13 protein-coding genes and 2 pseudogenes are annotated in these 18079 nt (G+C 48.1%); 14 read left to right on the forward strand and 1 reads right to left on the reverse strand.

Annotated elements, in window-relative coordinates:
- Positions 1-23: 23 nt before the first annotated feature.
- Together MELB17_RS25765 and MELB17_RS24700 are read left to right on the forward strand one after the other, a co-directional pair.
- Positions 24-222, forward strand: a pseudogene (locus MELB17_RS25765) (integrase core domain-containing protein); the annotation flags it as partial.
- An 806-nt stretch (positions 223-1028) separates the two neighbouring features.
- Entirely contained in the window at positions 1029-1724 is a 696-nt protein-coding gene (locus tag MELB17_RS24700; RefSeq protein WP_198136509.1) for a hypothetical protein, read from the forward strand.
- Between the two features lie 92 nt (positions 1725-1816).
- On the opposite strand, the pseudogene MELB17_RS17250 reads toward MELB17_RS24700, so the two are convergent.
- Positions 1817-2836, reverse strand: a pseudogene (locus MELB17_RS17250) (IS30 family transposase).
- A 95-nt stretch (positions 2837-2931) separates the two neighbouring features.
- On the opposite strand from MELB17_RS17250, the gene MELB17_RS17255 reads away from it, so the two are divergent.
- From MELB17_RS17255 to MELB17_RS17315, 12 genes are all read left to right on the forward strand, one after another.
- Positions 2932-3804, forward strand: a complete 873-nt coding sequence (locus tag MELB17_RS17255; RefSeq protein WP_007351602.1) for a glycosyltransferase — start codon at positions 2932-2934, stop codon at positions 3802-3804.
- Between the two features lie 258 nt (positions 3805-4062).
- Positions 4063-5169, forward strand: coding sequence for a glycosyltransferase family 4 protein (locus MELB17_RS17260; RefSeq protein WP_007351603.1), 1107 nt, complete (start codon positions 4063-4065; stop codon positions 5167-5169).
- Complete coding sequence (locus MELB17_RS17265) at positions 5166-6167, forward strand: SDR family oxidoreductase (protein WP_007351604.1); 1002 nt, start codon at positions 5166-5168, stop codon at positions 6165-6167. The genes MELB17_RS17260 and MELB17_RS17265 overlap by 4 nt, the downstream gene beginning before the upstream one ends.
- A 115-nt stretch (positions 6168-6282) precedes the next feature.
- On the forward strand, positions 6283-7599 hold the full coding sequence (locus MELB17_RS17270; RefSeq protein ID WP_007351605.1) for an IS1380-like element ISMrsp6 family transposase: 1317 nt from the start codon (positions 6283-6285) through the stop codon (positions 7597-7599).
- A 421-nt stretch (positions 7600-8020) separates the two neighbouring features.
- Complete coding sequence (locus MELB17_RS17275; RefSeq protein ID WP_007351606.1) at positions 8021-9604, forward strand: formyltransferase family protein; 1584 nt, start codon at positions 8021-8023, stop codon at positions 9602-9604.
- Positions 9605-9640: 36 nt separating this feature from the next.
- The gene (tviB, locus tag MELB17_RS17280) at positions 9641-10903 is read left to right on the forward strand and encodes a Vi polysaccharide biosynthesis UDP-N-acetylglucosamine C-6 dehydrogenase TviB (protein ID WP_007351607.1); all 1263 of its coding nucleotides are present in this window, start codon (positions 9641-9643) and stop codon (positions 10901-10903) included.
- Positions 10903-12039, forward strand: a complete 1137-nt coding sequence (locus MELB17_RS17285; RefSeq protein ID WP_007351608.1) for a glycosyltransferase family 4 protein — start codon at positions 10903-10905, stop codon at positions 12037-12039. Before tviB ends, MELB17_RS17285 begins: the two co-directional genes overlap by 1 nt.
- Positions 12032-12985 carry a UDP-glucose 4-epimerase family protein gene (locus MELB17_RS17290; protein WP_007351609.1) on the forward strand — a complete coding sequence of 318 codons (954 nt, stop codon included), beginning with the start codon at positions 12032-12034 and terminating at the stop codon, positions 12983-12985. The genes MELB17_RS17285 and MELB17_RS17290 overlap by 8 nt, the downstream gene beginning before the upstream one ends.
- 4 nt (positions 12986-12989) lie before the next feature.
- Complete coding sequence (locus MELB17_RS17295; protein ID WP_007351610.1) at positions 12990-13547, forward strand: sugar transferase; 558 nt, start codon at positions 12990-12992, stop codon at positions 13545-13547.
- Positions 13548-13582: 35 nt separating this feature from the next.
- On the forward strand, positions 13583-15592 hold the full coding sequence (locus MELB17_RS17300) for a nucleoside-diphosphate sugar epimerase/dehydratase (protein ID WP_007351611.1): 2010 nt from the start codon (positions 13583-13585) through the stop codon (positions 15590-15592).
- A 46-nt stretch (positions 15593-15638) separates the two neighbouring features.
- Positions 15639-16616 (forward strand): Rpn family recombination-promoting nuclease/putative transposase, encoded by a 978-nt coding sequence (locus tag MELB17_RS17305; RefSeq protein ID WP_007351612.1) that lies wholly within the window; start codon positions 15639-15641, stop codon positions 16614-16616.
- A 434-nt stretch (positions 16617-17050) separates the two neighbouring features.
- The gene (locus tag MELB17_RS17315; RefSeq protein WP_007351614.1) at positions 17051-18064 is read left to right on the forward strand and encodes a hypothetical protein; all 1014 of its coding nucleotides are present in this window, start codon (positions 17051-17053) and stop codon (positions 18062-18064) included.
- Positions 18065-18079: the final 15 nt, after the last annotated feature.

Here is an 18079-nt window from a genome sequence, read left to right on the forward strand (position 1 = left end):
TTACACTAGTCTTTGTCTAGCGCGGTAACCCGCAGCAGAATGCATATATCGAACGCTACAATCGCACTCATCGCCATGAATGGCTGGCCCAATATCCGTTCCATTCCATTGCGGAGGTTCAGAAATAGGCACAGTAGTAGCTATGGACCTACAATAACGAACGACCCAACATGGGTCTTTGGGGGCATTGGCCCACAACATAAATTGGCCGCTGTGGCCTGAACTCTACTTTTGAGGCCCTCCAAAAATCGGGAGATTACCCGAGAAGGTCAGTTTTTGAGGTACCATTTTAGATGCGGCTACTGGTGCTTGGTGGATTGCTTAAATTCTTGTAATCATGGCGCCTTTAGCCGCTTCTTTTTATCTTAATATAATAAATCCGGGCTAAAGTCAATTATGTTTTTTTTTCTTAATCACAGGTTTGCAATTAGTACCTGAGTCGATTGCGTCCAAGAACGTAGGAGCAGAATTTCTTGCTAATTCCACTTCAAATTTTAACAATATTTCTTTTGTTTTACCTTCTAATTAAAAAGCGACGATTCGACTTATTTACTTTTTCTGGTTTTTTTTATTTTATTTATTTTTCGCCAATAATTTTAGATTTACTATATGATCCGTTTAGCCTGAGAAAGCTTCAGCCCTCGGAAGAAGTGTACATAATATTGTCGATGGTAGGTCTGGGCACGTTTTTGTTTGCTATTTTAAATGACTATTTATTTTATAGTGCTAACAGAACTCGTAACCCTTTTGTTTTAAGTAATAATTTGTATGCTCTAAAATATCTAAGCTTAGTTCTATTGTTATTTCTAGGTTTCATTTTCTATATTTATGGTTTTGAGTCCATGGTTCGAATCAAAATTGATGAATTTAATATTCCTTACTTTTCAATAATAGTGTGGTTCGCGTTGGTCATACTTTCGTTGTCGTTGAGAAATAATAATTGGTTGGCTTTTTTAATTTCTGCTGGGTTCATTATCTTTCTGCTTTTAGCGGGAGTTAGATCGTACTTTGTTGTCGGAGTCTTCATCGTGATTTTCATGACTTTTGGTAAGTCAAATGTGCGTTTGATCAGTCAATTCAAGTTGTTTATTTTTGGCGTTCTTCTAGTTAGCGTCATTTTTGGTTACAAGCCTGTTTACAAAAGCGTTATAAACGGGGATTTTTCCAATGCGTTACGTTTCTACTCGTCAGTATCAGTTAATGATTTGGCTTATGTAATCGTCGAGCCCATGTATGTATCGTCTCATTTGGTATACGTTGTTTCTGATGGCTTAGATATGAGTTTTAGGTATTTTTCTGAGCAGCTATCCGGAGCGATTCCGTTCCTCAAGGGCTTAATCACTCGGCTTGGATGGGATTTTTTACCCAGTTTTCAGACAACGATTCAAGAAAAATACTATGCAGGAGTCGAGTATGGGGTTGCTTCTAATTTTTGGGCAGAAATTTATTCAATAGGAGATTTTCCTCTAGTATTTTTATTTGTGCTAGCTTTAAATGTATTTGTTCTTTACGTTAATCGTATTTTTCAGAGTGGCGGGTTTTATAAGTCGATATGGGTGCCCGCTGGTGTCTATTTTTCTTTTTATGTACATAGAATTGATCTTTCGATTTTTTTTAGCGTTATAAAATATAGTGTTATTTTTTTGATGTTTATATTTCTAGTTTCACAACTATTTAAATATGCTCAATCTTGTTGGCCGAAAAAAATATCAGGTCTTGAATAAGTTCTAAGAAACCTCTGAATAATTCTCCAAAATCAACGATGATGATACCATCACTAACTCGGCGGTCTCCAACTCCAAGTGCAACACCCGGTTTAATGAACGCCTAATGGCGCTTCCTGGGTACGGTTGATCAGATCCATAAAGACCTCCAGCGGCGTCTTGAAGCCTAACCGCTTTCGAGGCCGTGTGTTGAGCTGGAAGGCAAAAGCGTCCAGCTCATCCTGGCTGAACACAGACAGATCAGTTCCCTTGGGCATGTACTGCCGCAACAAGCCATTGGTGTTCTCATTAATGGCTCGCTGCCAGGGGCTGTGCGGGTCAGCGAAATAGATCGCCGTGCCGGTCTTTTGGGTGATCTCAGCATGTCGCACCAGCTTGCGGCCTTGATCGTAAGTGAAGGTCTGGCGCATCTCCAGTGGTACCCGATTCAACGCGGCGCTGTAGCCCTGAACGGCCGCTGTAGCGGTGCCACCGTCCATCTTGGCCAGGAACACCAGACCACTGACACGCTCCACCAGGGTACCAACAGCTGAGCGATTGAAGGCACCCTTGATCAAGTCGCCTTCCCAATGCCCAGGCAGCAGCCGTTCTTCGACTTCCGGCGGTCGCAAGTGGATGCTGACCAGATCCGGGATTTGTTGGCGACGATCAACCCCGCCAGCACGGGGGCGGCGCTTGGTGTGACCCTGACGCAAGCAGGTAATAAGCTCCTTACGCAGCTCGCCGTGAGGCTGGGCATAAATGGCTTTGTACACGGTCTCGTGTGAGACTTAAAATTCGCGATGATGAGGAAACATAGCCTTCAGTGTGCCGCTGATTTGCTGAGGAGACCACTTGTTTCGCAGCATGTCGACGACCACCTCATGGAGGTCAGTGCCCTCGACTAACTTGCGCAGGTGCCGGCAGTGCAAACGTGCTGAACGCGCTGCGAGTCCTGCTGCTTTGGCATCATAGGGTTGGCCTTCAATCGTACGACGCTGCAATCCCCGGCTCAGGGTGCTGGGTGAACGGTTCAGCTCACTGGCAATGGCACGAAGGCTGAGGCCCTGGCGCTTCAGGAACATGAGCGTAACGCGGTTGGTGGTACTGAGGTAATGATAGTGTTTTCCCATGGCAACACGGTACTCGATTAGAGGGTGTTGCACTTAGTTATTGAGCGCGCGCCCCTCTAAATAAAAAATTTTATCGATAAAGGCAATCATAAGTTATGGGTGAAGCTTTAGGCATATATTTTCTTAGTGTTGTTATACCTGTCTATCATGACTGGCCAAGACTCCAGTTATGTCTAAATGCATTGGAGTTACAGTCATTTCCAAAAAAATCATTTGAAGTTATTGTGGTGAATAATAATCCCTCCGATCGTCCACCTGAAGGTTTTTGGGTTCCAGATAATTGTATAATTGTCGAGGAAGCGAAACCAGGATCGTACGCTGCGAGGAATAAGGGAGCCGCGCAAGCAATTGGAGAGGTTTTAGTATTTACAGACGCAGATTGCATACCGTCTGTTGATTGGTTGAAGTTGGTCTCTCAATATTATGAGCGAGGAAGTGGAATATTGTCTGGGCGTGTTGAAATGTTCAGTGTTTTGAATAAAAAAAAATTAAGTTTCCCGGAATCCTACGATTATATTTATGGAATAAATCAAGATATCTATGCTGAAAATGATGTAGGTGCTACTGCTAACCTAGCAGTAGATGAATGCTCATTTAAAAAATTGAACGGGTTCGACGCCAAGGTGTACTCTGGTGGCGACGTTGATTTTTGCAATCGAGCAAGCGAATGTAAAATCAATTTTTTCTACAGTGACAAAGTGTACGTTAGCCATCCATTGAGGTGCAGTTCTCATGACTTATTGTCAAAGGCAAGACGTCTTTTGGCGGGTAAGCTAAAAAGAAATTTTTGGGGGGGGCTGGTAGTGGCATTATCTCCACCATTAGTTCGGCTGCATATTCTTTTTTTCAAAAAGAAAGCACCCTTAGACGTGAAATTTAAGGCTATATTTTTTTTATTTTTCGTGAAAATAGTACAGGTATCTGAGATGGTTTTGCTTCTGGCGGGTAAAGCAGATGAAAGGCAGTAAGATTTCACACTTTAAAATAGGTAATGAGTGGTCTGTATTGTCATTCTCTGGTTAAATCTTTAAAGAAAAAGAATATGTTATTCTTAATTTTTTCAAAAGTTTTTTTCATTTTCTGTTTGATCAGAATTCCTTTTATTTACGGCCGTTTTTCCCATGGGGATGTAGCTGCTCCTTAATTTTTGGAGTTGTCGTAGATTCTCAACGTTTATATGCGATCTCAATTACTGCTTCGTTTAAGTAGCGCAACGAGAGAAATTCATGATTTTAAATATAGTATCAGATCCAAGAAGCGGCGGTGCTGAATTGCTTGTGCGAGAGTTACATAAGCTTTATTTGAGTCGGGATCTTAACTCGAAAGTGATATTTTTATCCGGATCACCTTATGATATTGGAAGCAATGAAGAAATAATTGGCACCAACTGCAGAAGTCCTTTCAACATATTTCGTATTCGTAAACAACTAAAGCGTTGCCTCAAGCAATCGAAACATAACTTAACAGTTCACGCCCATTTGACCTGGCCTTTGCTTTACCTAGCTTTAGCTACTATCGGTCTAAAAAATTTAAAACTTGTTTATACGGAACACAATACGAGCAATAAGCGCCGTAAAATTCCCTTGGTTTGGTTAGTGGAGCGACTGATATATCGTCGATACTCGAAAATAATTTGTATCAGCGATGGCGTGTACGAGTCCCTTGCAAAGTGGGTAGGCCTTCGGCTTTCAGACCGGCTCGTAACTATCCAAAATGGTTCGCGGATATATCAGGTCTTTGAACGACTTCATCTGGCAGGGCGTAAACCGCGTCTTGTTTCAGTAGGCTCGCTTACCTTTAAGAAAAATTTTGCTACGGCAATCCGTGCAATTGCTCGGCTTAGAGATGAAATTGACAGTTACGTAATTGTTGGCGAGGGACCTGAGCGAAATAAGCTTGAGCAGCTCATCCGTCGAGAAAAATTGGGGGATAAGGTTGAGTTGCTGGGTTGGTCAGACAGCATTGAAGCTCATCTGCGAGCGGCAGATATTCAGGTCATTCCATCGCTTTGGGAGGGTTTTGGCTTAGTGGCGGTTGAAGGCATGTCGACCGGCCTTCCTGTTGTTGCCTCGGATGTAGCAGGCTTAAGAGAAGTGCTGGATCCAAACAATCTAGCCGTTACCCTCATTGAGAAGGTCGAAAGTGAGGATGCCTGGGTTTGGGGGTTGCAAGCAGCTATTGACAATTTGCATAGTCAAGGCCCTAAAGAATTAGCGCGTGCTGCTCGCACACAGGCAGAGAAATTCACGTTGGAAAAGATGGCCGATCAGTATCTTGAGGTTTATCGCGAAATTTCCCAATCACAAAAGCAAAGGTGCTCCAAAAGCTTATGAAGTTATCTCTTCTTGAATCCAAAACTTGGCTAATCACTGGCGTAGCCGGCTTCATAGGTTCCAACTTACTTGAGCACTTGCTAAAACTGAACCAAAATGTTGTCGGCTTGGACAACTTTGCCACCGGCCATAAGCACAACCTAGATGAAGTGCAAAGCCTCGTCACCCTGGAACAATGGTCCCGTTTCTCTTTCACCGAAGGTGACATACGAAACGAAAAAGATTGTGCGAAAGCCTGCGGGGGGGTGGATTACGTCCTGCATCAAGCTGCCTTGGGATCAGTACCACGCTCCATTAACGACCCCGTCACCACAAGCGCAGTCAATATCACGGGCTTTTTAAATATGCTAGTAGCTGCCCGGGCGGCAGGGGTTAAAAGCTTCACCTATGCCGCCAGTAGCTCAACCTATGGTGACCATCCTGCGCTTCCAAAGGTTGAGGATAATATCGGTAAGCCACTGTCACCCTATGCCGTTACTAAGTATGTGAATGAGCTGTATGCGGATGTGTTCGCTATAACTTACGGTTTCAAAACCATCGGCTTGCGCTATTTCAATGTTTTCGGCAAACGGCAGGACCCTAAAGGTGCCTATGCGGCGGTTATCCCTAAGTGGACGGAAGCCATGCTATGCGGTGATAATGTATTCATCAACGGCGATGGCGAAACCAGCCGTGATTTCTGTTTCATTGAAAATGCCGTTCAGGCGAATCTCTTAGCAGCTACGGCTGATGAAGCCGTCAAGAATGAGGTTTACAACGTAGCGGTGGGTGACCGCACCACGCTCAATATTCTTTTTGATTCGCTCAAAGAAGCTTTGGCGGAAAACGGGGTTGTTTATGAGAAAGCGCCCGTATATCGCGATTTCCGTCCCGGTGATGTGCGGCACTCTCAGGCAGATATCAGCAAAGCGGCTAGCAAGCTGGGTTATGCGCCGGAGTATCGGATTGTTGAGGGCATTTCCAAGGCAATGCCTTGGTACCTTGCTTATAGACTTTGATTTACCTGAATCCGTGACTTCACGCGACCAAATTAACTCTTAAAGTCTTTAATAACAAGGGTTTAGAAGGTATAATGCCATATTATGCCCACTCACCCAGTCAGTGCATCAACCCATGCGTACTTTTACTCTCCAGCAATCAAAGACCGAAGTCTATACACCTCACGGCGGACTGGCCCTGGTGGGTCATTGCTTGAACCGGCACACCTCTCTGAACAAGACGGCCCGTACCATCGTCAAGCGTCACGGCATTCCGAATATGGACCTGATCCGGACCTATCTGGGCCTGATCACTCTGGGGAAAAGCGATTTTGAGGCGGTTGAGTCGGTCCGCACGGATCCATTCTTTAAGTCCGCCATGGGGATCAAACAGGCACCGTCCTCGGCCCGATTGCGGCAACGCTTTGATGAAGACGCCAAGCTGTTGATCCCTGTGCTGGAGGATGCCAGTGGCGAGTTTTTGGCCTCCATAAAGGGCCCGGTCACCCCGCTGGCGATGGGGCACGTGGCTCTGGATATGGATGTTTTTCCCATGGACAACAGCCAGACCCGCAAGGAAGGCGTCAGTTACACCTACAAAGGCTACGACGGTTATGCTCCGATTGCGGCTTATTTGGGTCAGGAAGGCGGGTGCCTGGGTTGTGAGCTGCGCCCCGGCAGCCAGCATGCCAACAAGGGTTTTATCGATACTCTTGGTCGTGTCTTGCCGCGCGCCCGCTCTCTGACGGCAGCCCCAATCCTAGTGCGTTTGGACAGCGCTCATGATGCCCGTGAGAATCGGAACTTTCTGCGCCAGCAGGAACACATCGATTTCCTGATCAAATGGAATCCCCGCAAACAGGATCCGTTGGCGTGGGCGGACAAAGCCCAATCACAAAAAGCGTGGACGTTGAACCGTGACGGCAAGATGGAAGCCATTCTGTCGGAAGCTCTGCCAGACGAGCCCGGCGTTCGCCGAATCGTCAAGGTGACGGTGCGCACCAGCGATGCCCGAGGCCAACTGTACCTGGAGCCGGAAATCGGTCTGGAAGGCTGGATCACATCACTGCCTGCCCACGTGGCGGATGAACAGCAAGTTATGGCTCTGTACCGCGATCATGCCACCAGCGAACAATTCCACAGTGAGTTCAAGACCGACCTGGACTTGGAACGTCTACCTTCGGGCAAGTTCGACACCAACAACCTGGTGATGGCCTTCGCTACGCTCGGCTACAACCTGCTGCGCTGGATGGGGCTGAGGCTCACCGGCCCGGATGCGCCAATACGGCACCCGGCCAAACGCCGCCGCCTAAGAACCGTGATGCAGGAACTGATGTATATGGCCTGCCGCCTGGTCCACAGCAGCCGCCAGTGTTTCCTGCGTTTCGGCCGACACTGCCCGGGCTTTGCCGTTTACCGCGATCTCTATCGAGGCCTTGCCTCCTCTGGGTAGACAGCCTGGCTCTCTTTCTTGCCCGACTCCAATCCGGCATATGATTTGGATAGAGATACTCTTGCCTGAACACCAAGAATTGATCAAAAATGATCTTTTTTAGCTGTGTCAATCGGAAAGATGACACACGTATTTTTAACATAATCGGAATAGCTTCAAAAAAATAAGTTTGGCTTGGGTCAGCCAAGGCTTTGCCTGCTATATTCGGACGGAGTCACTGATTCAGGATTTATTCAATTAATATTGCGGTTTTTGATATTGTTGTGAAAATAAATATATATCTCTAAAAATCGTATTATTTCTGTCGCTTAAATTTTAATGTAATTTAAACTAAATTTTGCGTTTGTTTAGCATTTTTATATTTTTAATAAGTTTATTATTAAAAAAACATTATTAGGCTATTTATTTGGATGTCAGTTTAATGAAAAAATTAAAAGCTGCAATTATATTAGATGAAAAAAAAATTAAAAATTGGGAGAAGGCGGCGCTTGAAGATGCCCTCGATATTATAGATATAAAATTAATACTGAGTTGTAAGAACACCAAAGTAAAAAAAAGTATCTTTAAAAACTTTCTTTATTATGTTTTAAATATCTTGGCTTTAAAGAACAAATATACCCGGAGCTCTATTTTAAAAATACCTGGTGCCAAGGTGATCGATTTTTATTGCTCTTATGTGGGCGCGTGGCAAGCAATTCCAGAAGAAGTGTCAGAAGAACTGCTAAGCAATAATGTGGATGTTGTAATAAAGTTTGGTATGTCTCTTTTGATAATCGACGAGAACCTAAAAAAAATTCCAGTTCTGTCGTACCATCATGGTGACCCCTCGAAGTATCGAGGGCGTCCTGCTGGTTTTTACGAGGTGCTTTATAACGAAGATAAAAGTGGGATAATGGTTCAGAGGTTGACGAATCAACTTGATGCTGGAGAGGTGTTGGCTTTTGCGGAGTCGAAATTAGTTCATCATTCATATAAGAAATCTGCTCAGCAGTTCTATCAGGTTTCTGAGTTTTTGCTCCGAAAGGCATTGATCAATCTTAAGAATGATCGTTTTTTCTCCATAAAAACGGACGGGAAAAACTATAGACTGCCTAGCAATTTAACTGTATTTCGTTTTTTTTTAGTTCTTCTTAGAAGGAAAATTAATCATGTAATTTACGGAGCTTTTTTTGAGAAAAAATGGAATGTGGGTACTGTCAAATTCAGGCCAGATATGGGCAGTGAGAGTGTGATTTCCTTGTCTGAGGTAGATGAGTTTGAAATCGAATCCAGATATAGTTTTTATGCCGATCCTTTCTTTTCTGTAGATTGCACCAAGGTGCGTTTGGAGGCTCTCAATAAAAAAAATGGTTTAGGTGACATACTAGAGATAGATTTAAGCGATTTTAGTAAGACATCGGTATTATTATCTGGCCTGCATTATTCTTATCCTTTCTCATTTTTAAATAATGGATTAGAGTATTTATTGCCCGAAGTTGCTTCACACTCACATCAATACTTTTTGAACCTTTCAAATTCTCAGGAAATTTCTGAAGTTAAAGGGTTGGAAAGCAAACGAATTGTCGATGCGACGTTATTCAATAGTGATGGCTTATGGTATCTGTTCTTTGGCTATAATGACTCGGCTCATACAGTTTTAAATTTATGGTTCGCAAAGTCACTTGATGAGAATTTCATTAAGCACCCTAGTAGTCCCGTCTGTATGTCTCCATCCTCGGCAAGGATGGCGGGTCGTATCTTAGTCACAGATGAGGGAATGTTCAGATTTGGACAAGATAATAGTAGAGGTTACGGGGCATCTATTACGATCCTTAAGATAACGAATATTAGCTCTACTTTTTATGAAGAGAAAGAGTATGGAAAAATAAGAATGAGCGAGGGGTTGGGTCCACACACTCTGGATTTTGATAGACCTAATGGTGTGGCTCTTGTCGACTACTACAAAAATGAATTTTCTTTGTTTTCTGGAGTTCGTAGATTTAAGGCTCTAGCAGCAAAAGTTTAAATAATTGGTTTTAATTTTGATTTTTTTGGGATCATCATGAAGAAAATTGCTGTTATTGGTTTAGGGTATGTGGGGCTACCTCTAGCTGTTGCATTTGGGAAAAAACGTCAAGTTGTTGGTTTTGATATCAACACCAAGCGCATTGCAGAACTTAAAAATGGCAAGGACTACACCCGCGAGGTTTCATTGGCGGAGCTGGCGGCAGCTCCTCAGCTGTCGTTCACTGATTCTTTGGATGATATTGCCGACTGCACGGTATTTATTGTGACCGTGCCTACGCCTATAGATGATTTCAAAACGCCGGATCTTACGCCGCTTGTGAAAGCCAGTGAGAGCGTGGGCAAGGTGCTGAAAGCCGGTGATATCGTGATTTACGAATCCACGGTTTATCCCGGTGCCACTGAGGAAGTGTGTGTGCCGGTACTGGAGCGCGTATCTGGCCTTAGGTTCAATGCTGATTTCTACGCCGGTTACAGCCCGGAGCGGATCAATCCTGGGGATAAGGAGCACCGGGTGACCACTATTATGAAGGTCACCTCCGGCTCTACACCTGCCATTGCCGAGGAAGTGGATGCCCTGTACGCGGATATCATCACCGCAGGCACGCACAAAGCCAGTTCCATCAAAGTGGCAGAAGCGGCCAAGGTGATTGAGAACACCCAGCGGGATCTGAACATTGCTTTAATGAACGAGCTAGCGATGATCTTCGCCCGGTTGGGTATTGATACTCATGAAGTGCTGGCAGCGGCTGGAACCAAGTGGAATTTCATGCCGTTTAAGCCGGGCCTGGTGGGCGGCCACTGCATCGGTGTAGATCCATACTACCTGACCCATAAAGCACAGGCTGTCGGCTATCACCCGGAAATTATCCTGGCAGGCCGACGGGTGAACGATGGCATGGGAGCGTACGTGGCTTCTGGATTGGTGAAATCCATGATTAAGGCTGGCCACACCGTCGCTAACGCCCGAGTGCTGATCATGGGTTTTGCCTTTAAGGAAAACTGCCCGGATTTACGCAACACCCGTGTGATTGACGTGGTGAAAGAGCTGAAGGAATTTGGCTGTCAGGTGGATATTACCGATTGTTGGGCCGACAGTGCTCAGGCTGAGCATGAATACGGCATCAGCCTGACGGAGCAGCCTAGGAAGAGCTGTTACGATGGTGTGATTCTGGCGGTTCCGCACCGGGAGTATGCGGAGATGAGCGCGAGTGATCTGCGCGGCTATCTGACAGAGGGTGGCGTGCTTTATGATCTCAAAGGCGTGTTGCCACTGGGTGAGGCGGACTTGCGGCTTTAATGATGATTTCAAAAAAAATTCTTTTTGTAGTGAATGCGCCAGAATTCTTTCTATCGCATCGTCTGCCCATAGCTGAAGCCGCTCGGCACCAAGGTTATAGCGTTCATGTTGCAACAGGCGCCGGTATAGCGGTGCAAAAAATTGAAGATTTGGGTTTTACGCACCATGCTATCGCGCTAGCTCGACGTGGCCAGAACCCATTGAATGAGCTAGCGACACTTTTTGGTCTCTTTCGGCTAAACCAGAAAGTAAAACCCGATATCGTTCATTTGATTACGATAAAACCTGTTTTGTACGGAGGTATTGCAGCAAGGCTCAGCGGCGTTCCAGCTGTGGTTGCTGCGGTATCGGGTTTGGGCACTGTGTTTTTAGGACAAGGCGGCTTGGCGGGGGCTCGCCGCAAGTTGGTGTCGCTACTCTACCGACTTGCGTTTAAACAGCGCAGGCTTGCCGTCATCTTTCAAAATCCGGATGACCGTGACACCCTGCTTGCGATGGGATCACTGACCGTTCAACAGGCGCGGATGATCCGCGGTTCCGGAGTTGCCCTCGCAGACTATCCGGTTCTTCCCCAGCCAACGGGGATACCAGTCGTCGTTATGGCTGCCCGACTTTTAAAAGACAAGGGTGTGTTCGAATTCGTGGATGCTGCTCGGTTGCTGAAAGCTCGCGGAATTGCCGTTGTCATGCGCTTGATCGGCGATCCTGATCCGGGAAACCCGAGTAGTGTCAGTGAAGGCGATATGAAGCAATGGCGTTCCGAGGTTTTAGTGGAGTTGCCTGGCTTTTTGAGCGATATCGCGGCCCAATACGCTGCGGCCAATATTGTTTGCCTGCCGTCATACCGTGAGGGTTTACCGAAAGGCCTTGTCGAAGCTGCTGCCTGCGGACGTGCCGTTATAACAACGGACGTGCCAGGGTGCCGTGATGCCATTACTCCAGGTATCACTGGTGTATTGGTTAAAGTAAAAAATGCGACGGATTTGGCAGATGCCATTCAGAATTTAATTGAATCTCCCGATCAATTGCGTCGTATGGGTGAAGCCGGTCGGGAACTGGCCGAAGACGCCTTCACAATCGAAAGAGTTGTCGATCAACACATGCGCATATATCAGGAATTGCTTGTAGATGTCTGAGCTTAAGACTGTTCTGGTAACAGGGGCGGAAGGTTTTTTGGGCGGCGCCTTAATCGCAGAATTACCGCAACACGTTCATTCTGTGGTCGGTAGCGTTCGGCGCGTGACTGATAAGTCCGAATCAAACGTCGTGAGTTCTGGTGCCATTTCGGGCAAAACCGACTGGTCTGACGCATTGGCTGATAAAGACGTTGTCATCCATTGTGCCGCGCGCGTACATGTTATGGACGATAGAGAGGGCGAGCCGCTCAAAGCCTTTCGCGAAATCAATGTCGTGGGTACCCTCAATCTTGCTCGCCAAGCTGCTGCTGCTGGTGTAAAGCGGTTTATCTTTATTAGCTCCATCAAGGTGAGCGGTGAGCAAACCCCAGTGGGCCAGCCATTTTTTACGGATGATGCGCCGTCACCCGGAGACTTTTACGGTATATCCAAGCACGAAGCAGAGCAGGGGTTGCGCGTACTTGCTGTCGAGACTGGCATGGAAGTAGTCGTCATTCGCCCACCTCTTGTGTACGGCCCAGGTGTAAAGGGCAACTTTGCCAGCATGATCAAGCTCGTTGGTAAAGGTTTACCGTTGCCACTGGGTGCAGTGGATAACAAACGTTCGCTTGTGGCTCTGGATAATCTCGTCGATTTAATCATTACCTGCATCGATCACCCCGGCGCGGCAAACGAGACGTTTCTTGTGAGTGACGGTGAAGATCTGTCAACAACAGAGCTGCTTCGAGGCGTCGCAGAAGCCATGGGCAAACCATCGCGATTAATCCCGGTTCCCGGTGGCTGGTTGCAGTTTGGCGCTACGCTTCTGGGAAAAAAAGCCATGGCTCAGCGTTTATTGGGATCTCTGCAGGTTGATATCAGCCATACCCGAAAGTGTTTAAACTGGACGCCGCCTCTTACCGTAAAGCAGGGCCTTCAGCGTTGTTTTCCCGATCAGCAGGATTGAATTTGTGATTCGTACTTTGGATTTGTTGTTTTCACTACTGGGCTTGGTGTTTGGTTTTCCGGTGCTGTTGGTGCTTTACGTTATTGGGTTGTTTGACACAGGCTCCCCTGTTTTTCGGCAGGAGCGGGTAGGGCGGTATAAAAAGCCGTTTACGTTGGTGAAGTTTCGCACCATGTCTGTCGACACAGCTTCCGTGGCTAGTCACCTGGCGAGCAGTTCGTCTATTACCAGGTTCGGGCATTTTTTGCGACGCACCAAGCTGGATGAGTTGCCGCAGCTTTGGAATGTGCTAAAAGGTGAAATGAGCTTGGTCGGGCCGCGCCCTTGTTTGTTCAACCAGGAAGAGCTAATCCGAGAGCGTGATCAGCGTGGTGCGCTTAATGCCCGGCCTGGGGTTACGGGTTTAGCCCAGGTAAACGACATTGATATGTCGACTCCGCGTCTTTTAGCGGAAACAGACGCGAAGATGCTGGCGAATCTTACTGTCCCAGCTTATTTTAAGTATATCTTCATGACGGTTGCGGGAAAGGGGTCTGGCGATCGTATTCCCGGTCGTGAGTAATCCTAGCTGTGTGGCCATGGATGCCAGGGGTAAATATGTTTAAGACATTTCTTCAACTCTCTCGCTTTAAAAAGCGAGTTGTTTCCTTGTCCGTTGATTTTATCGCCCTTTCTTTTGCGCTCTGGGCCTCTTTTGCGTTGCGCCTGGACGTGGCCTTGTGGGAGCCAAACAGGGGCCAGCTGCTGGTTTCCTTGCTTACTGTTGTGTTTACGTTGGGCGTTTTTGTCCGCCTTGGCTTATACCGCGCGGTTATTCGCTACATGAGTGACCGGGCCTTCATAACCATCATCACCGGTGTTGCCGCTTCGGCCTTGCTGCTTGTGGTGCTCAGCTACGGTTTTAGCGTGTTTGTTCCTCGCTCTGTTCCGCTGATCTACTCTGCGCTGGCGTTTATTTTTGTGGGTGGCAGCCGTATGAGCATGCGTATGCTGGTGCAGTACTCTTCCGGGCGTGATAAAGAGCGGGTGGCCATTGTGGGTGCAGGTAAAACGGCTGTGCAGTTGGCTAAGGCGTTGCAACAGGGGGAGGAATTTCACCCGGTATTGTTTATCAGCCTTTTGCCAGCCAATCACAGAACGCTGATTGTAGGTTTGCCGGTGGTTGCGTTGAGTCATTTGGAAGAGGCGGTGCGCAGCTATGGTGTAAAGCGTCTACTTTTGGCGGTTGATGCGGATACCGGTGTAAATCGTCGCGAGTTGCTGACGCAGTTGGAAAAGTTGAATTTGCCGGTACAAACCGTTCCGTCGTTCAGTGAAGTGATTGCCGGCCAGGCGCGCATTAATGACATTCGCGATCTGGAAATTGAAGACCTGCTGGGGCGTGATCCGGTGCGGCCAGACAACGCCCAGGTGGCTTCATCGCTGTTTGGTCGCTCGGTGATGGTGACCGGCGCGGGTGGTTCGATTGGTTCTGAGCTGTGCCGGCAGATTATTCGCCACCAGCCCAAGTGCCTGGTGTTGTTTGAGCAGTCTGAGTTTGCCTTGTACGCTGTTGAGCGTGAGCTTCAGCAGATCAACGCTGCGGAAGGTTTGGATGTGTGTGTTCACCCGCTGTTGGGCAGTGTGGTGCACCGCCGCCGTTGTGAAGCGGTAATGCTTTCGTTTGGGGTGCAGACGGTGTATCACGCCGCGGCGTACAAGCATGTGCCGCTGGTAGAGCACAATGTGATTGAGGGTGTGCAGAACAATGTGTTTGGCACATTGCACGCGGCCGAGGCAGCGGTTGCAGCGGGTGTTGAGTTGTTTGTGTTGATTTCTACTGATAAGGCGGTACGGCCCACCAACGTGATGGGGGCCAGTAAGCGTATGGCGGAGTTGGTGTTGCAGGGGCTGGCGCAGCGCCAGAGCGACACGGTTTTCTCGATGGTGCGTTTTGGTAATGTGTTGGGTTCATCGGGGTCTGTGGTGCCTTTGTTCCGGGATCAGATTAGCAGCGGTGGCCCGGTGACGGTCACTCATCCGGACATTATTCGCTATTTCATGACCATTCCCGAAGCCAGCCAGCTGGTGCTGCAGGCCGGTAGCATGGGTGAGGGTGGCGAGGTGTTTGTGCTGGACATGGGCGAACCGGTCAAGATTGCCGATTTGGCTCGCAAGATGATGCATTTGATGGGCCGCCGCGAAAGAACCGCCGAGCAGCCGGATGGCGAGATAGAGCTGGTGTTCAGTGGCCTGCGCCCCGGTGAAAAATTATTTGAAGAGCTGTTGATTGGTGACGACCCCCAAGGCACGCCACACCCGCGCATTATGATGGCCCGTGAAGTGTGTATGACCTGGCCTGAGGTGGCAGACACGGTGAAACAGCTGCAACACGCAAGCCAGGCGTTTGATTGTGAGGGTGTGTTGTTGATTCTTAAAACCGCGCCTACGGGGTTCGCGCCTAATGGCGGTGTTGGGGATTTGGTGTGGAATCTGAGTCCGCGGCCGTTGGCTGCCGGGACAGCCGGTAAAGCCGGGACAGATTTGAAATCTGTCCCGAGGGCGGAAAACGAAAAGCGGGGACAGATTTCAAATCTGTCCCCGAGAACATCCAGTCCTACCTGCTGAAAATCCTGAGCGTGGTACAATAAAGTTTGCTGAGTCAGGAGGACGCATGGCAACGAATCACCACGACACCGGTTACAAGGAATTGTTCAGCCACCCGGAGTTTGTTCAGCAGTTGATCGAAGGGTTTGCCCCGTTCGAGATCGCGGATCTGATGGACTTCAGTACACTCAAGAATCACAGCGGCAATTACATTACGCCGCTGTTCGAGGAGAAGTTCGAAGACGTCGTGTGGTCGGTAGAGGTGGCATGGGAGGGCATCACTCAACGGGTGTTTCTTTACATCTTGCTTGAGTTTCAGTCCAAAATTGACAGCACCATGCCGCTGCGACTGATGCACTACGTGGCCTGCTTTTACGATCATTTGTTGAAAACCCGAGAAACAACGGTGCGCCAAGGCCTACCACCGATTTTTCCGATGGTGCTGTACAACGGCTCCCAACGCTGGTCCGCTCGTCAGGACATTTACGACATGGTTCAGCCGGCACCACCAGAGTTCTTACGAGTGTACCAACCGCATCTGCGTTATTACCTGATTGACGAAGGGCGCTACACTGATGAAGAATTGATCAGCAAGCGAACGCCGTTAAGTGGCATATTTGGGGTTGAGAACGCCGGCCATAGCTGGGAAGCCCTGCAGCAGGCGGTGGATCGGATTGTAGAAATTGTCAAAGCTGACCCGAACAAAGATCGCGTAGACAAGATCGTTACTCGTTGGATTAAGCGCCATTTACAGAGGGTGGCTCCCAAGGCCAGGCTTAATTTGGATCGGATGAGCAGTTTGGTGGAGGATAGAAATATGTTGGCAGAAAATCTGGAGAATCTGGTCAAGAAAGAGCGGCTTGAGGGTCGCCAAGAGGGTCGTCAGGAGGGTCGTCAGGAGGGCGATAGGCGCGCGTTAGAAGAAAAACGTAAAACCGTTCGTCATCTTCTGTCATTTGGCGTGCTGAGTAACGATCAGATTGCGGTAGCGACGGGGTTGTCGGTCGACGAGATCAACAAGCTGCGAATTGAAGACAAGCATTAATAGAAGAAAAGCAGGGACAGATTTAAAATCTGTCCCCAAGGAGTAAAGCGGACAGCCGGGACAGATTTGAAATCTGTCCCGAAGGCGGAAGCTGAAGTAAAGCGGGGACAGACTTTAAGTCTGTCCCCAGGGAATAAGGTCCTGAACGGCTGGTCGTCCAGTTCAAACTGCAAAGCAACCTCGAAGTCTTGTCCGCCGTAAAAAAATGCCCAAGATGGAAACATGCTCGGCAGTAACCGTTCATTCCAAGACGTCCTGCCACCCCGGTGAATTTCTTTCTAAAGTAACCTTACATTTCCCGGCACGAGGTTATCCCCATGAGAAAATACCGTCCCCAGGAGCAATGGCAGGGACTAAGCGCTCTCTCTTTCGGCTTGACCCCGCTCAGTTGGTTCACTAAATTACTGTTTAAATGCAATAAATGGACGAAAGGTATGGATGGACCCAAGCGAGTGAGCCACGACCAGAATTTCAAGAACCTTATCATCGATTATCCACGGCAAGCCATTGAGCTTTTCAGCCCCGAAGAGGCCAGGCACATTGGCCCGAAAGCACGGGTTGTTCCATTGCGCCAAGAGCAGTTAAAAGAGCGGCTTGGAGAGCGCTTTCGCGAGCTGGATGTCCCGTTGATGGTGGAATGGCCGGGCGGTGAGCGTGAAGCGCTATTGTTCGTGCTTGAGGAGGAAACCGACCCCGACCGCTTTTCGATACACCGCCTGGCCCATTATTGCCTGGATTTGTCGGAACTCTGTAAGACCCGTCGGGTGGTGCCAGTGGTGATTTTCCTGAACACTCGCGGCAGCGAACCTGTTCAACTGAATTTGGGTGGTGACTGCCATGAGTACCTGAGATTCCACTACATTCGCTGTGCCTTGCAGGAATTGAATGCCGAGGACTACTGGGAAAGCAGCAATTTGATCGCCCGGCTGTGTCTGAACCTGATGAAATGGAAAGAGGAGCAGAAGCTGGAAGTCTACGCCCGCGCCGTACGGGGTCTAAGCACGCTGGAACCAGACCCCGAGAAGCAATTGAAGTATATTGACTTCATCGACATTTACTCAGCCTTGGATGATAATGAAATGGAACAATATAAAGCGCAATACCCGCAGGAGAGCAACACCATGGCCACCTTGAGTGAGCGGTTACGAGCGGAAGGCATGCAACAAGGCATGCAACAAGGCATGCAGCAAGGCGTAGAACAAGGCATGCAGCAAGGCGTAGAACAAGGCATGCAGCAAGGCATGCAACAAGGCATGCAGCAAGGCATGCAGCAAGGCATGCAGCAAGGTGAGGCCGCCGCTTTGAAAAAGCTGATCAGCCTGAAATTCGGTGAGCTTCCCCGCTGGGCCGAAGCGCAAATTCAATCTGCCGGTGTTCCAGAATTGGAGGTCTGGCTGGAAGCTATATTGACCTCGGATACGTTGGAGTCATTGCTTAGTCGGCATTAACGAACGAGTTTATCC

It is taken from the genome of Marinobacter sp. ELB17 (assembly GCF_000169375.1).
Taxonomy (GTDB): Bacteria; Pseudomonadota; Gammaproteobacteria; order Pseudomonadales; family Oleiphilaceae; genus Marinobacter.

Excerpts from the sequence above, each read along its gene's own strand:
- MELB17_RS17260 (WP_007351603.1), top strand. The coding sequence starts at position 4,063 with ATGATTTTAAATATAGTATCAGATCCAAGAAGCGGCGGTGCTGAATTG.
- MELB17_RS17305 (WP_007351612.1), top strand. The coding sequence starts at position 15,639 with ATGGCAACGAATCACCACGACACCGGTTACAAGGAATTGTTCAGCCAC.
- MELB17_RS17315 (WP_007351614.1), top strand. The coding sequence starts at position 17,051 with ATGGATGGACCCAAGCGAGTGAGCCACGACCAGAATTTCAAGAACCTT.
- MELB17_RS17265 (WP_007351604.1), top strand. The coding sequence starts at position 5,166 with ATGAAGTTATCTCTTCTTGAATCCAAAACTTGGCTAATCACTGGCGTA.
- MELB17_RS17275 (WP_007351606.1), top strand. The coding sequence starts at position 8,021 with ATGAAAAAATTAAAAGCTGCAATTATATTAGATGAAAAAAAAATTAAA.
- MELB17_RS17255 (WP_007351602.1), top strand. The coding sequence starts at position 2,932 with ATGGGTGAAGCTTTAGGCATATATTTTCTTAGTGTTGTTATACCTGTC.
- MELB17_RS17290 (WP_007351609.1), top strand. The coding sequence starts at position 12,032 with ATGTCTGAGCTTAAGACTGTTCTGGTAACAGGGGCGGAAGGTTTTTTG.
- MELB17_RS17300 (WP_007351611.1), top strand. The coding sequence starts at position 13,583 with ATGTTTAAGACATTTCTTCAACTCTCTCGCTTTAAAAAGCGAGTTGTT.
- MELB17_RS17270 (WP_007351605.1), top strand. The coding sequence starts at position 6,283 with ATGCGTACTTTTACTCTCCAGCAATCAAAGACCGAAGTCTATACACCT.
- MELB17_RS17285 (WP_007351608.1), top strand. The coding sequence starts at position 10,903 with ATGATGATTTCAAAAAAAATTCTTTTTGTAGTGAATGCGCCAGAATTC.
- tviB (WP_007351607.1), top strand. The coding sequence starts at position 9,641 with ATGAAGAAAATTGCTGTTATTGGTTTAGGGTATGTGGGGCTACCTCTA.